The sequence below is a fragment of the Allobosea sp. P1_A7 genome, from assembly GCF_056406775.1.
This window is the reverse complement of the sequence record NZ_JBFTZN010000038.1, coordinates 1-13,983: the sequence shown is the minus strand read 5'-3', so window position 1 is coordinate 13,983 and position 13,983 is coordinate 1. Positions and strand designations below refer to the sequence as shown.

Annotated in this window: 17 protein-coding genes; 15 read left to right on the top strand and 2 right to left on the bottom strand. The window is 65.5% G+C overall.

The window, feature by feature from the left end; genetic code table 11:
* Positions 1-14 precede the first annotated feature (14 nt).
* Complete coding sequence (locus tag AC1D34_RS09275; protein ID WP_476770809.1) at positions 15-1,424, bottom strand: DUF1254 domain-containing protein; 1,410 nt, start codon at positions 1,422-1,424, stop codon at positions 15-17.
* A gap of 217 nt (positions 1,425-1,641) precedes the next feature.
* Here AC1D34_RS09275 and ruvC point away from each other — a divergent pair, with 217 nt between their 5' ends.
* Genes ruvC through AC1D34_RS09250 form a run of 5 tightly spaced genes read left to right on the top strand, consistent with a single transcriptional unit; the run spans position 1,642 to position 4,882 of the window.
* A complete protein-coding gene (gene ruvC, locus AC1D34_RS09270) occupies positions 1,642-2,157 on the top strand; it encodes a crossover junction endodeoxyribonuclease RuvC (protein ID WP_441488214.1) in 516 nt (171 codons plus the stop codon).
* 40 nt (positions 2,158-2,197) lie between these two features.
* Positions 2,198-2,815 (top strand): Holliday junction branch migration protein RuvA, encoded by a 618-nt coding sequence (ruvA, locus tag AC1D34_RS09265; protein ID WP_069879414.1) that lies wholly within the window; start codon positions 2,198-2,200, stop codon positions 2,813-2,815.
* Positions 2,812-3,300, top strand: a complete 489-nt coding sequence (locus AC1D34_RS09260; RefSeq protein WP_476770811.1) for a hypothetical protein — start codon at positions 2,812-2,814, stop codon at positions 3,298-3,300. The genes ruvA and AC1D34_RS09260 overlap by 4 nt, the downstream gene beginning before the upstream one ends.
* Entirely contained in the window at positions 3,297-4,343 is a 1,047-nt protein-coding gene (gene ruvB, locus AC1D34_RS09255; protein WP_476776083.1) for a Holliday junction branch migration DNA helicase RuvB, read from the top strand. Before AC1D34_RS09260 ends, ruvB begins: the two co-directional genes overlap by 4 nt.
* The gene (locus AC1D34_RS09250; protein WP_476824059.1) at positions 4,343-4,882 is read left to right on the top strand and encodes a DUF3828 domain-containing protein; all 540 of its coding nucleotides are present in this window, start codon (positions 4,343-4,345) and stop codon (positions 4,880-4,882) included. The genes ruvB and AC1D34_RS09250 overlap by 1 nt, the downstream gene beginning before the upstream one ends.
* 9 nt (positions 4,883-4,891) lie before the next feature.
* Here AC1D34_RS09250 and AC1D34_RS09245 read toward each other — a convergent pair whose 3' ends face one another.
* Complete coding sequence (locus AC1D34_RS09245; protein WP_476824058.1) at positions 4,892-5,401, bottom strand: hypothetical protein; 510 nt, start codon at positions 5,399-5,401, stop codon at positions 4,892-4,894.
* A 154-nt stretch (positions 5,402-5,555) separates the two neighbouring features.
* On the opposite strand from AC1D34_RS09245, the gene ybgC reads away from it, so the two are divergent.
* The 10 genes from ybgC to tilS form a co-directional block, all read left to right on the top strand.
* Positions 5,556-5,960 carry a tol-pal system-associated acyl-CoA thioesterase gene (gene ybgC, locus AC1D34_RS09240; RefSeq protein WP_476776080.1) on the top strand — a complete coding sequence of 135 codons (405 nt, stop codon included), beginning with the start codon at positions 5,556-5,558 and terminating at the stop codon, positions 5,958-5,960.
* A gap of 52 nt (positions 5,961-6,012) precedes the next feature.
* On the top strand, positions 6,013-6,654 hold the full coding sequence (locus AC1D34_RS09235; RefSeq protein WP_476776079.1) for a TetR/AcrR family transcriptional regulator: 642 nt from the start codon (positions 6,013-6,015) through the stop codon (positions 6,652-6,654).
* 90 nt (positions 6,655-6,744) lie between these two features.
* Positions 6,745-7,155, top strand: a complete 411-nt coding sequence (locus AC1D34_RS09230; protein ID WP_476824057.1) for a DUF2852 domain-containing protein — start codon at positions 6,745-6,747, stop codon at positions 7,153-7,155.
* A gap of 327 nt (positions 7,156-7,482) precedes the next feature.
* Complete coding sequence (gene tolQ / locus AC1D34_RS09225; RefSeq protein WP_043238377.1) at positions 7,483-8,193, top strand: protein TolQ; 711 nt, start codon at positions 7,483-7,485, stop codon at positions 8,191-8,193.
* Between the two features lie 11 nt (positions 8,194-8,204).
* Positions 8,205-8,654, top strand: a complete 450-nt coding sequence (gene tolR, locus AC1D34_RS09220) for a protein TolR (protein ID WP_069879422.1) — start codon at positions 8,205-8,207, stop codon at positions 8,652-8,654.
* Between the two features lie 27 nt (positions 8,655-8,681).
* On the top strand, positions 8,682-9,884 hold the full coding sequence (tolA, locus tag AC1D34_RS09215; protein WP_476776078.1) for a cell envelope integrity protein TolA: 1,203 nt from the start codon (positions 8,682-8,684) through the stop codon (positions 9,882-9,884).
* Positions 9,885-9,904: 20 nt separating this feature from the next.
* Positions 9,905-11,248: a Tol-Pal system beta propeller repeat protein TolB gene (tolB, locus tag AC1D34_RS09210; protein ID WP_441488350.1), complete on the top strand. Its 1,344-nt coding sequence runs from the start codon at positions 9,905-9,907 to the stop codon at positions 11,246-11,248.
* 189 nt (positions 11,249-11,437) lie between these two features.
* Positions 11,438-11,941, top strand: coding sequence for a peptidoglycan-associated lipoprotein Pal (pal, locus tag AC1D34_RS09205; protein ID WP_069879425.1), 504 nt, complete (start codon positions 11,438-11,440; stop codon positions 11,939-11,941).
* Between the two features lie 127 nt (positions 11,942-12,068).
* The gene (gene ybgF, locus AC1D34_RS09200; RefSeq protein ID WP_476824056.1) at positions 12,069-13,010 is read left to right on the top strand and encodes a tol-pal system protein YbgF; all 942 of its coding nucleotides are present in this window, start codon (positions 12,069-12,071) and stop codon (positions 13,008-13,010) included.
* Positions 13,007-13,983 (top strand): tRNA lysidine(34) synthetase TilS (tilS, locus tag AC1D34_RS09195; RefSeq protein ID WP_476824055.1); only part of this gene is annotated, 977 nt, incomplete at its 3' end. The genes ybgF and tilS, both read left to right, overlap by 4 nt.

The window sequence follows — 13,983 nt, the reverse complement described above, 5'->3', positions numbered from 1 at the left end:
CTCGGCCCTCTGGGTCAGTTCTGTGGCTGCAGCGGTGGGGATTTCCATTTGCCGTTCAGCGCCGCCGGCTTCGGCCAGTACAGCCGCGTGACCGCGAAGAACGGCCCCGTCGGCGCGGGCAGCCAGTTGGCTTCGCGCTCCTTGCCGGGGGACTCGTTTTGCACATGGACCGTGATCCCGCCATCCGCATCGCGCTTCAGGCCCGGCAGCATCGGCGAATTGATCAGGTAACGGTTGATCGGGTTGGCATAGAGCAGGCTCGCCGGCAGCTCGTACATGGTCAGCGACCAGAAGGCGTTGACCGGTGGCAACTGCCCCGGTGCAAAGCGCAGGGTGTAGCGCTTCGCCCCGTTCAGCGTCTGCTTGGCGGAGTCGATGAAATAGGCGGGATAGAGCGCCTCCTGCTTCGCATTGCCGTAGATGCCGAGGACAGCGCTTGCCATTCGCAGCATGTAATTGTTCTTCAGGAAGGCTCGCGTACCAAACCCGTCCGCACTCGAACTCTTGCCGGTATCGACCTCTGTTTCCTTGTACAGTTTGAATGCGGCCCAGCCATCGGCCATGCCGTCCTGCAGGGCCTGGCGTAGTTCAGGCGAGAGCGCATTCGCGTCGAAGCTCTTTCCGCCGCCGACGCCGATCTTCGAGAAACGCGCCATCAGCGCCCTTTCGGACGGATGCGTCGGGGCAAATTGCAGAACGAAATTCAGGACGTTGAAGGTCTCGAGCGAGCTGCGCTCCTGCTCGGGCGTCAGCGGCTTGATGAAATCGACCGTCGGCGCCGGTGCTGGTGCTGGCCTTCCCAGAAACTGYGAGAGGGGCTGGACCTTGTAGCCGGCCTGGACCGCCTTGACCTTGTCGATGTCCCCGGGGTCGAGGAGCTGGGTTCGGTACAGCACGAAGGCGAAATCGGTCTCGGAGCGGATCACCTGCTTGATGCCGGCCGGCTTCTCGCCCCTCCATTTCGGACCCGCCAGCAGATAGCTACCAGCGCCGTTCCCGGTGGCGCGGCTGCCGACATAGGCGAAATCGAAGGTGTACTGGTCGATGAACTGAAGGGAGTAATAGCGGCCCTTCTCGACCGCGGGCACCGTGAAGACGAGCGGCTCGGCGCGCAGGTCGGCACCGACATAGGAATAGGGCGTGTCCGAGTTGGGCGTCTGGATCGCCTTGTCGTCGGGCGTATAGACCCGCGCGTTGTTGACGAGCGTGTTCCAGGGAGCCTTGAACTCCGGGCTGTAGCGATCGACGAAATAGGAATGCTGAATGCGGTAATTGTCGACGAGCGGGAAGCCATAGATCGTGGCTTCCTTGGCGATGGCGCGAGCTTCGGCGGGGGTAGGAGCTTGTGCGTGCGCCGTGAGTGCCAGCGGCGGCAGCAACAGGGCAAGCGATGCGGCGAGAGAGACGAAGAGCGACGTTCTCATGGCGTATTCCCCTGGATTCCTGCGCTGAAATCTTCTCGATAACGAAAAACGTCCGGATTTCTCGCGGAATGACCGCGATCGACGAAGCATAGGGGCAAGCCGCGCGCAGCGTATAGAGGCCACGCCATGCTGTGCCGCATGCCCTGGCATTCCGGCAGCGCTCCTCAGTGGAACCTCGGTAATGGAGTACAAACCGTGTCCAGACTAGTGTGCGGACATGGCACAAGCGATTCGGATTCTCGGCCTTGATCCCGGTCTCAGGAAGACCGGCTGGGGCATCATCACCAGCGAGGGCACCAAGCTCTCCTTCGTTGCCTGTGGCTGCGTCGAAAGCGACGGAGCGAGCCCGCTTTCGGAGCGGTTGAGACAACTTCATGACGGTATCGCGCGGGTGATCGGCTCGTTCGACCCCGACGAGGTCGCGGTCGAGGAGACGTTCGTGAACCGCGATCCGCAATCGGCGCTGAAGCTCGGCCAGGCGCGCGGCATCGCGCTGGTGGTGCCGGCGATCGCCGGCCTCAGCGTTGCCGAATACGCGGCCAATCTCGTCAAGAAGACGGTGGTCGGTGTCGGCCATGCCGACAAGAAGCAGGTCCAGGCGATGATCCGGGTGCTGCTTCCGAAGGCCGAGACAAAGTCGGCGGATGCGGCGGACGCGCTCGCGGTGGCGATCTGCCATTCGCAGCATCGCGGCATGAGGGCGCTGGTCGCGCAGATGCGCGCGGCCTCGTGAGGCGCTACAGCTTGGACATGCACATGCGACGGAGCCTCTGATGATCGGCAAGCTCAAGGGGCTGATCGATTCCTATGGCGAGGATTTCGTGATCCTCGACGTGCAGGGTGTCGGCTATGTCGTGCAATGCTCGTCGCGCACCCTGCAGCGCTTGCCAAAACCCGGCGAGGCAGCGGCGCTGGCAATCGAGACCCATGTCCGCGAGGACGCGATCCGTCTCTATGGCTTCCTGTCCGACGTCGAACGCGACTGGTTCCGGCTGATGCAGGTAGTACAGGGCGTCGGCGCCAAGGTGGCGCTCGCCATTCTCTCGACGCTGGAGCCCGGCGCGCTGGCGACGGCAATCGCGACCAACGACAAGGCGGCCGTGGCGCGTTCCCCCGGGGTCGGTCCAAAGCTGGCGCAGCGGCTCTGCGCCGAGCTCAAGGACAAGGCGCCCGCCTTCGGCCATATCGATCCCGGCGTGGTGCAGCTCGCGGGCGCACTGGAGGACAGGAAACTACCGCAAGCGGTGGCGGACGCGATCTCTGCCCTGTCCAATCTCGGCTATCCGCAGGCCCAGGCCGTGGCGGCGGTGGCCGCGGCCTCGAAAGCGGCCGGCGAGGGGGCCGGGACGGCACAGCTGATCAAGCTGGGTCTCAAGGAACTGGCGAAGTGAGCAATGCCGACGCCCTGATCGTCCGCGCCGTCGAGGATAAGAGCGAGCTGCTGCAACTGATGCTGGCGGTCTGGGGCTCGCATAAGATGATGATCGACCTGCACACCTACGACGTCGCTGAGATCGATGCGCTCGGCCTGTTCACGGCTACGGGGCAGACGGCGGCGCTGGCAAGCTGGACGCGACACGACGAGACCGCCTATCTCTGCGCCCTGCATTCGCTGCGGCCGGGAGAGGGCGTGGCAGTCCAGATGCTCGCTGCGGTCAAGGCCGCTGCCCGGGCCGCAGGTGCCAAGAAGCTCAAGGCGATGCTGACCAATGACAACATGCCCGGGCTGACCTTCTATCAGCGCCAGGGCTTTCGCCTGTCCGGCCTCTATCCCGAGGCGATCGATCATTATCGCTCCGTGATTCCGACGATTATCAAGACCGGCTACAGGGACATCCCGGTGCATGACGCGCTGGAGCTGGAGATTGAACTGTGAGTGAACCCCGCCGCCTCGTGACGGCCGACCGTCGCGACGACGACAGCGAAACCTCGCTGCGGCCGCTGTCGCTGTCCGATTTCACCGGCCAGGCGGCGGCGCGCGCCAATCTCCAGGTCTTCATCAATGCGGCGCGCGCGCGCGGTGATGCGCTCGACCATGTGCTCTTCGTCGGCCCGCCGGGCCTCGGCAAGACGACGCTGGCGCAGATCGTGGCGCGTGAACTCGGCGTCAATTTCCGCTCGACCTCGGGGCCGGTCATTGCCAAGGCCGGCGACCTCGCGGCGCAACTGACCAATCTCGAAGAGCGCGACGTGCTCTTCATCGACGAGATTCACCGGCTCAACCCGGCGGTCGAGGAAATCCTTTATCCGGCGATGGAGGATTACCAACTCGACCTGATCATCGGGGAGGGCCCGGCGGCGCGCTCGGTCAAGATCGACCTGCCCAAGTTCACGCTGGTCGGCGCGACCACGCGCGCCGGCTTGCTCACGACGCCGCTGCGCGACCGTTTCGGCATTCCGATCCGCCTGCAATTCTACACGGTCGAGGAATTGCAGGGCATCGTCTCGCGCGGCGCTCGCGTGCTCGGCATCGGCATGTCGGATGACGGTGCCAACGAGGTCGCCCGCCGGTCCCGCGGGACACCGCGCATCGCCGGCCGGCTGCTCCGGCGCGTGCGGGACTTCGCCATCGTCGACGGCGATCCGGTGATCACGCGCTCGGTCGCCGACAAGGCGCTGCACCTRCTCGATGTGGACGGCATCGGCCTCGATCAGATGGACCGGCGCTATCTCACCACCGTCGCGATCAATTTCGGCGGCGGCCCGGTCGGGATCGAGACCATCGCCGCCTCGCTCTCCGAGCCGCGCGATGCGATCGAGGAAATCATCGAGCCGTTCCTGCTGCAGCAGGGCTTCATCCAGCGCACGCCGCGCGGGCGCCTGCTGACGCCGCATGCCTTCCGGCATCTCGGCATGCCGGAGCCGAACCGCGAGGCCGCGCAATTCGGGTTGTTCGGGGACGAGGCCGAGGACGAGTGATGCTGAAAATACTCCGGAACCTTTTGATCGCCGTCTTCGTCACGTTGACTGCGGGGCTCGCCGCGCAATGGGCTGCGGCGGCCGAGTCCACGCCCGAAGCGACGGTCAAACAGGCTTATGCCGCGACAATCCGTAGCCTTGCCGGCTCCGGCCCCAAAGCCCCGCCACCGGCATGGCGACCGCCGCATCGCGACAGGCTCTTGAGCAAAGGCCTCGCCGCGCTCTTCGCCCGCGACGATCTCTATCAGGATGAGAGCGGCGAGATGGGCAATGTCGGTGCAGATCCCTTCCTCAACGGTCAGGACGGCGAGGTGAAGAATGTGCGTGTTGCGGTGACAGGGAAGCCGGCGGCCGGGCAGGCGCTTGTCACAGCCAGCTTCCAGAACCTCGGAAAGACGGTGACGGTGCCGTTCCGGATGATCTGGGAAGCCGGCGCCTGGCGTATCGACGATATCGGCGATGGGAGCGACGGCATCCGGGAGGCGCTGTCGCAACCGTATGAGTGCGGCTCCTTCATGAAGAAGCCCTGCACGCGCTGAGGCCCGCTGCTATCGCGCGAATTTCGACCGGTGCATCGCCGAGCGTTGGCCCGCATGGTCGAGCGCGCCGGATTTCCCTGCCTTGCTGCTTGGGACGGACTTCATGCCTTTACCGGCGTGCCGGCTCGCAGGCTGCGTCTTGGCGGCCTCCTGGCGCTGCTTCAGCGCCAGCGCCTTGCGGGCAAGGCTGCGCTGGCTCGGAGTGTGCAGCTTCTCCGTGCGGCGCGTCCGCTCGGCACCGACCCGCTTCAGCGCCGAGGTCAGCATGTCGGCCTTCGCCTTGGTGCCGCTGTTGTCGGAGGCAGGGCGCGCGCCCTGCGGCTCGGATTTGCGGCGCATCTCGCGCCGCTGCTGGCGGGCGATCGAGCGAGCCCGGTCGCGGCGTTCGCGCAACTGGACCGAAAGCTCCTTCAACTCGGCATCGGTCGCGCCGCCGATGGTTCGGCGCTGGGTCCGGGTAAAGAGCTCGTATTCCGACTTGTCGAGAAGACGCTGGATTGCCTTGGTCGATTGGGCCATGCCGTTTCTCCTTGCTAGGCTGTCGGTGAAGCAACCTTAGCGAGGGCGCGAGGTTCCGGGTAGCGTCGCGTCGATCATGCACGTGCGCGGTTGTTCCGGCTGCCATGCCCGGTCTAAAGGTCGGGAAACGTTATCACGGAAATCCCGCAGCGACATGAGCGCCGTCCACCAGCTTCCCGTCCGGGTCTATTATGAAGACACCGATTTCTCCGGCGTCGTCTATCACGCCTCCTATCTGCGTTTCATGGAGCGCGGCCGGACCGAGTTGATCCGCGCGCTCGGCGTTGAACAGCGCGAGCTGTTCGACGGGGGCGCGGCGTTGGGGTTCGCGGTGCGCCGCATGACGATCGATTTCCTCAAGCCCGCCGTGATGGACGACATGCTGACCGTTGAGACCGTTGCGACGGCTGCACGCGGCGCGACGATGGATATTGCCCAGCGCGTGCTGCGTGGCGAGGAGGTGCTGATCACCGCCGAGGTCAAGGTCGCCTGCGTCGGCGGCGGTCGGGCTCGGCGTATTCCCGACACACTGCGCCACCGGCTGGGGCTCGAGGCATGATGGGCGGCGAACACCGTCGACGCCATTCGCCTGCTATGTTAGCGCTCCTTACATGATCGGACGGCGGCCGGATTCGGAGCGACGCGGCTATCACCACGGCAACCTCAAGGAGGAGCTGGTGAAGGCGGCGCTCGAGTTGATCACAGAGAAGGGGGCGAACGGCTTCACCGTTGCCGAAGCCGCACGGCTGGCGGGGGTCAGCCCGACGGCGCCCTATCGGCATTATCGCGACAAGGTCGAACTGATGGCCGATGTCGCCACGCGGGGCTTCCAGGCCTTCGAGGCGGCACAGTCGCGCGCCTGGAACGAGGGCAGACCCAATGCATGGACTGCCTTCCAGCAGTTGGGACAGACCTATATCGCCTTTGCTCATGAGCAGCCGGCCTATTATTCCGCAATGTTCGAGGCTGGCGTACCGCTCGATGCCAGCCCGGAATTGCGTCTCGCGGCGGATCGTTCCTTCCAGATGCTGCGCGCGGCCTGTGAGGCCCTGATCGCGACCCTTCCGGCGGGGCGCCGGCCGCCGGCGCTGATGATGGCGCTGCATGTCTGGGCGATGTCGCATGGCGTGGCAGCCTTGTTCGGGCGGGCCGATGCGGGCCGTCGCTCGTTGCCGATGTCGGCGGCCGAACTGCTGGAAGCCAATATGCTGATCTATCTGCAAGGGCTCGGCCTCTCGGCGCCAGCGAATTGAAACCGGCCTCCGCCGCTTGACAGGGATCGGGGGCGTTCCCATAATGTGTATGTGACTAACATACACACTCACTGATATCGCGAGGGATCGATGCCGATCGTTGCGAGGCTTGATGAATATGGAAGAGGGGCCTGGTTCGCCTTTGCGGTACTGGGCTTCATCGTGTGGTGGCCGCTTGGTCTTGCGACCCTGGCCTTCATGTGGGGGAGTGGACGCATGTCTTGCGGATATGCCGGTGGAAACCGGTTCGAGCACCGGATGAGCCGTCTTCAGGAGAAGATGGATCGCATGCGGGAACGCATGGGTGAACGCGGCGGCCCTGGCGGCGGCTGGGGTCGATGGGGCGGTCCGCCGTCCAGCGGCAACCATGCCTTCGACGAGTACCGCGCAGAAACCCTGCGCAGGCTCGAGGACGAGCAGCGCGAGTTCCAGGACTTCCTGGGGCGTCTGCGCATGGCCAAGGGCCCCGCCTCGGCAACGCGGCGGGCCATTTTGCTTTGAGGAGACTCCGCGCGCAGGGGGGCTCAGCGCATCCGCTCGCGCCGCCCCAGAGCCTGCAGCAGCGGCGCGCCGTTCGATTCGTTTCGCTGTCAACCCGGCATTAACCTTGCTGGGTGCTTAACTCGACCAGCACGAGTCGCTGATGAAGAAAACCCCGGATGCGCCCATCTTTCGCCGGATTCAAAGGCAATTGACAGGAACGGCATGTTCCCCAGTTCGCAAATTCGGTGGTGGCGCGAGGTATTCGTGGCCTCGGTCATCGATTTGGTCGGCGGGAGATTGGATCAGCAGCGCTCGATCGCGCTGACCGTCTGAAAGGATGACAGAATGAACCCCGCCGAGGTTGCGCAGGCTGCGCCACAGATCGACATGTCGTTCTGGACGTTGTTCTGGCACGCCCATATCGTCGTCAAGCTGGTCATGATGGGCCTGCTCGGCGCCTCTGTGTGGTGCTGGTCGATCATCATCGACAAGACGCTGCTCTATCGCCGCACCCGCCGCGATATGGATGCCTTCGAGGAGGTGTTCTGGTCCGGTCGGTCGCTGGAAGAGTTGTATCGCGATCTGGCGAGCAAGCCGGTCAATGATATGGCGGCGGTCTTCGTCGCGGCGATGCGGGAGTGGAAGCGCTCCTTCGAGAATGGCGGCCGCTCCGTCGCCAGCCTTTCGGCACGTATCGACAAGGTTCTCGACGTTACCATTCAGCGCGAAACCGAGCGGCTGGAATCGAAGCTGCTCGTGCTCTCGACCATTGCCTCGGCCGCTCCCTTCATCGGCCTGTTCGGCACGGTCTGGGGCATCATGAATTCCTTCACCGCCATTGCGGTCTCCAAGAATTCCTCCCTTGCCGTGGTGGCGCCCGGTATCGCCGAGGCGCTCTTCGCCACCGCGATCGGCCTGTTTGCCGCGATTCCGGCGCTGATGGCCTATAACAAGCTGCAGGCCGAAGTGGCCAAGGCCCAGAACCGCCTCGAAGCCTTTGCCGACGAGTTCTCCGCGATCCTGTCGCGGCAGATCGACGAGCGGCTGGCGGCGTAGGGGGCTGCACGATGGGCATGTCAGCAGCGACCGGCGCCAAGGCCGGAGGCAGGCGGGGCCGGCGTGGCCGCCGCCACAGCGCGATCGCCGAGATCAACATGACGCCGTTCATCGACGTCATGCTGGTGTTGCTGATCATCTTCATGGTGGCCGCGCCCCTGATCGCGACCGGCGTTCCGCTCGATCTGCCGCAGACCGGGGCGAAGCCGATCAATGTCGACCAGAAGCCGATCACCATTGCCATCGACAGCAAGGGCCAGATCTTCCTCCAGGACCAGCCGACGCTGGAGCCCGACCTGGTGACGAAGCTGCATGGCCTCGCCAAGCAGGGCTTCGACGAGCGCATCTATGTGCGCGGCGACCGTCAGGTCGATTACGGGCGCGTCGCATCGGTGATGTCGACGATCACGTCGGCCGGGTTCAAGCGTGTGGCACTCGTCACCGAGCCCGCAACGCGCTGACGACGTGAAGGCGAGGTATTTCCAGCCGTGAAGCTCTCCACCTCCGAACCGGGAATCGCGCTCTCCGCTCTCGGCCACGTGACGTTTCTCGTCGCGGGGCTGCTGGCGTTCTCGTCGCCGAATCCCCTGCCGGAGAACGAAGAGGCGATCGCCGTCGAGATGGTCGATCCGAGTGCACTGAATCAGGTCACGCGTGGCGAACGCAAGGCTGAGAAGGTGCAGGAACAGCCGGTCCAGCGCGCCGAGCGCCAGTCGGAGACGGTCGAGCGCAAGGAAGCCGGTGAGGCCAAGCAGGACACCCCTGCGCCACCGACGCGGCCCGCTGAATTGAAGACCGCGGACGACAACGCTTCGGCGCCAATGCCGCCAGCCCGCCCTGCGCTGCAGCCCCCGAAGCCGGAGCCCAAGCCGCCGGAGCCGGCGAAGCAGCCGCCGCAGAAGGCAGAGGCTGCGGCTGAGCCAAAGCCGGATCTGCGCCGCGAGGAGCTCGCCAAGCTCGCCGAGGAAGCTGAACTGGCCTCCAAGGCGAAGCAGGCCGAGGAGGATGCCAAGGCCGCTGCCAAGGCGAAGGCCGAAGCCGAGGCGCAGGCCAGGGCCGACGCTGCTGCCAAGGCCAAGGCGGAAGCGCAGGTCAAGGCGGCCGCTGCCGAGGCGGCCAAGGAAAAGGCTGAGGCGGAAGCCAGGGCGAAGGCCGAAGCGGAGGCCAAGGCCAAGATCGCCGCCGCCGCCAAGGCAAAGGCCGAAGCCGAGGCCAAGGCCAAGCGTGAGGCGGAGATCGCCAAGAACTTCAACCCGACCGATATCGCCAAGCTTCTGCAATCGAAGGAGCCGGCTCAGTCCTCAGGCTCGTCCGCGCCGCAGGTGAACCGCACCGCGTCGCTCGGCACCGAGCGCGGCTCGTCGCAAAAGCTCAGCCCTTCGTTGCGCGCGCAGCTTGTCGGGATCATTCAGGACCAGCTCCTGAAATGCTGGAACGTGCCGATCGGGCTCGCGAATGCGAAGGGCGCAGTCGTGCCTTCGGTGCGGATGAAGCTGAATACCGACGGCTCGCTCGCGGGCCAGCCGGGCGTGATCAACACCTCGTCCGATCCGCTGTTCCGGGTCGCGGCCGATTCGGCCCTGACGGCGACACGCCGTTGCGCGCCCCTGCGCATTCCTGCTCAATTTGCCGCTTACTATGACGACTGGCGTGATGTCGTCGTCAATTTCGACGCTAGGGACGTGCTGTGACCCCCATGTTTCGCAACTCCATGATCAAGGGCGCCGGTCAGACCCGTTCCGGGCTGACGCGCCGCCACGCGCTGACCCTTGCCGGATCGGCCATGTCCTTGCCGCTGCTGGTGCCGGCGGCTGCGCGCGCGGAACTGGTGATCGACCTGCGCAAGGGTACTTTCCAGCCCATGCCGATCGCGATCGCCGATTTCGGCGGCGAGGCCGGCGTGATGGTGTCCGGCGTGATCACCAACAATCTCAAGCGTTCCGGCTATTTCCAGCCGATCGACAAGTCGCGCCACCCCGACAAGAACCCGGCCTTCGATGCGGTACCGCAGTTCGAGGCCTGGAAGGCCGCCGGCGTGCAGGGGCTGGTGACGGGCCGCGTCTCGCGCGACGGTGGCCGGCTTCGTGCGGAATTCCGGCTCTGGGACGTCGTCACCGGTGAGCAGATCGACGGGCAGCAATATTTCACCGACCCGAACAACAGCCGGCGGGTCGGCCATATCATCTCGGACGCGATCTTCACGAAGGTCACGGGCGTCGGCGGCTTCTTCGATACCCGCGTCGTCTTCGTCGACGAATCCGGGACGAAGGAAAACCGGCGCAAGCGGCTCGCCATCATGGATCAGGACGGCGCCAATGTCCGCTACCTGACCAATGGCGAGGTCTCGGTCGTGACCCCGCGCTACTCGCCTGTGGCGCAGGAAGTCGCCTATATGGCACAGCGCACCGGCGAGCAGCCGCGCGTGCATGTGCTGAATATCGAAACCGGACAGCGTCAGGTCGTCGGGAATTTCCCCGACATGACCTCGAGCCCGCGCTTCTCGCCGAATGGCGCGAAGATCGCGCTCAGCCTGCAGCAGGGCGGCAACGCAAATCTCTACATGATCGATATCGGCTCGCGCACGACGACGCGGCTGACTTCGACGGGCGCAATCGACACCTCGCCCTCCTTCTCGCCTGACGGCACCCAGATGGTGTTCGAGAGCGACCGCGGCGGTTCGCAGCAGCTTTATGTGATGGCGCTCGGCGGCGGGGAGGGCAAACGCATCTCCTTCGGCCAGGGCTCCTATTCGCAGCCGTCATGGTCGCCGCGCGGCGACCTGATCGCCTTCACGCGCCAGGGTGGTGGCGGCTTCGCCATCGGCGTGATGCGGCCGGACGGCTCGGGCGAGCGTATCCTGACCGAAGGCTTCCACAACGAAGCACCGAACTGGGCGCCGAACGGTCAGTACATCATGTTCTTCCGTGATCCAGGCGGGCAATCCGGCGGCAAGCTCTACATGGTCGATATCACGGGCCGGGTCGAAGTGCCGGTGCCGACACCGGCTTTCGCCTCGGATCCGAGCTGGTCTCCGCTGCTGACGACGGCGCGCTGAGGCGGCAATCTGTTGCTGTCGCGCAACAGCTCGGAGAATGCTGCATTTCGCTGCAATTGGTTAACCATACGCCGCAATGCCGCCACTTCGCCTTGATTTGGCAAGGTCTCGTTTAGGTTGACACATCATTGATGTGTCTGAGTTTCAGACTTTCTGATTGCGGAACCTAGACCCGCCTGGAGAATCAACATGCTGCTTGCCTCGCTCGCCAGCCCGCGCACTGCCCGTTTCGCCGCCGCCATCGCCGCCACGCTCGCACTGGGCGCCTGCGCCAAGGACCAGAACGCCGAAGCCGGCTTTGGAGCCGGCGGCGCGGCCACCCCGGGCAGCGCCCAGGACTTCGTCGTGAATGTCGGTGACCGCGTCTTCTTCGAGACCGACTCGACCGACCTGACGCCGACGGCCGTTTCGACCCTCGACAAGCAGTCCTCCTGGCTGCAGCGCTACCCGCGCTACACATTCACCGTCGAGGGCCATGCCGACGAGCGCGGCACCCGCGAATACAACTATTCGCTTGGCGCTCGCCGCGCCCAGACGGTGCGCGACTATCTGACCTCGCGCGGCATCCAGGCCAATCGGATGCGTACGATCTCCTACGGCAAGGAGCGCCCGGTGGCAGTCTGCAACGACATTTCCTGCTGGTCGCAGAATCGCCGTTCCGTGACCGTGCTCGATGGCGCCGGCGGCGTCTGAGCATCCGGCTTTCTGAAATCTATCGAGGCCGGCACTTTCCCTGCGGAAGTGCCGGCCTTTTCATATTTTGGCCGCGGTGACAGCGTGTGATAACCCGTCACTTGAGAGAAACAGTCCGGTCTTCATGATGGTTCGAGAATTTGCCTTTCTACCCAGCCGGGCGCGACTGCTGGCTGCTGTCGCCTTCGGGGCCATTGCATGGGCTGCGTTGCCGGCTGCAGCGCAGGATGCAGCCGAGCTGACCGTGCGCACCGGGCGACTGGAAAACCAGGTCCGAGCGCTGTCTGGCCAGATCGAGCAGTTGCAGTTCGAGAACCGCCGGCTCACCGAGCAGCTCCGCAAGTTCCAGGAGGATGTCGATTTCCGCCTGAACGAGCGCGGCGGCAGCGGTGGCGTTCGCCCGAGTGGCGCCGCGCCAGGGCCGGTTGCCCAGCCGCCGGCGACGCAGCCGGGTCGTCCGCGTCGGAATGATGCCTTCGACCCCTCAACGCACCCGGGTGGCTCGGGGGCGCCGCGTCAGCTCGGCAGCATGGAAGGCATTATCGAGGACGAATTCGCCGGGGCGGGCGGTGGTGGCCAGGGACCGCTCGACCTTCAGGGCGTCGGCCGACAGGTCCCGCAGGGTGCGCTGCCGCAGGGCGGACCGCGTGGCGGACCGAGCGTCGCGGCGACGGGCGCGGCGCCGAGCCCCAAGGACAGCTATGACACGGCCTATTCCTATGTCCTGCGCAAGGAATACGAGCAGGCCGAAATGGGCTTTCGTCAGTTCCTGCAGAGCTATCCGCGCGATCGGCTCGCCGCCGACGCCACCTTCTGGCTCGGCGAGAGCTATTTCCAGCGCCAGCGCTATCGCGAGGCTGCCGAGCAATTCCTCAAGATCTCGCGTGACTATCCGCGCGCCGGCAAGGGCGCCGACAGCCTGCTCAAGCTCGGCATGTCGCTGAATGGGCTTGGCGCGCGCGACCAGGCCTGCGCAACCTATGCCAAGGTCGGCGTCGACTATCCTTCCGCTTCCAATGCCGTGCGGCAGGGTGTCGAGCGCGAACGGCGCCGCGCTCGCTGCGCTTGAGCGCGCTGGCTTCCAGCGATCCTGAGCATCTTCCGGTTTCAGCCGGCGAGGCGGCTGCGCTCTTCGCCGGGCTCGCGGGTGAAACGCGCCTGCTGATTGCGGTCTCGGGCGGCCCAGATTCCGTTGCCCTGCTTTCCCTGTTGCACGATTGGTCGCAGCAGCCCGCTAGGCCCGCGCTTCATGCCGCGACGGTCGATCACGGCCTGCGCGAGACGTCCTCGAGCGAAGCTGAAGCCGTCGGCGCGCTCTGCTCCGGGCTGAGGGTTCCCCATGTGATCCTGCGTTGGGCAGGGCCGAAACCTGCGACGGGCATCCAGCAGCGGGCACGAGAGGCGCGCTATGCCCTGCTGGCGGCACATGCGGAGGCTCTCGGTGGTGCAGTGCTGGTCACGGCGCACACGCTCGACGACCAGGCCGAGACGCTGCTGATGCGGATGGCGCGCGGTTCCGGGCCGAGCGGGCTCGCCGGTATGCGGGCCGGGGTGCGCAAGGGTGGCACGGTGCTGGCACGTCCGCTGCTTGCCGTACCGAAAGCGCGTCTCATCGCGACCGCTGAGGCGAGGGGGCTTTCCTACATTCGTGACCCGAGCAATGCCGATCCGCGGTTCGAGCGCGCGCGTTGGCGGATCCTGATGCCGATGCTGGCCGACGAGGGGCTCACAGCCGAACGTCTGGCGGTCCTGGCTGCGAGGCTGGCGCGCATGGATGCGGCGATAGAGCACCACGTCGCCCTTCTGCTGCCGTCGCTCATATTCGCAGGGGAGGGGACCGGGGTGACGCGGCTGCGCTTCGGCGCGTTGGTCGATCTTCCCGAGGAAATTGCCCTGCGGGTTATGGCCGAGGCGCTCGCCCTGGTGCCTGGATCGAATGCAGAACTATCGCGGCTCGAGCGGCTGGAAGGCTGCGTGTTCACGCTTCTGGAGGCGGCACGGCGGGGCACGGCCATGACGCGGACACTATCGGGGTGTGTACT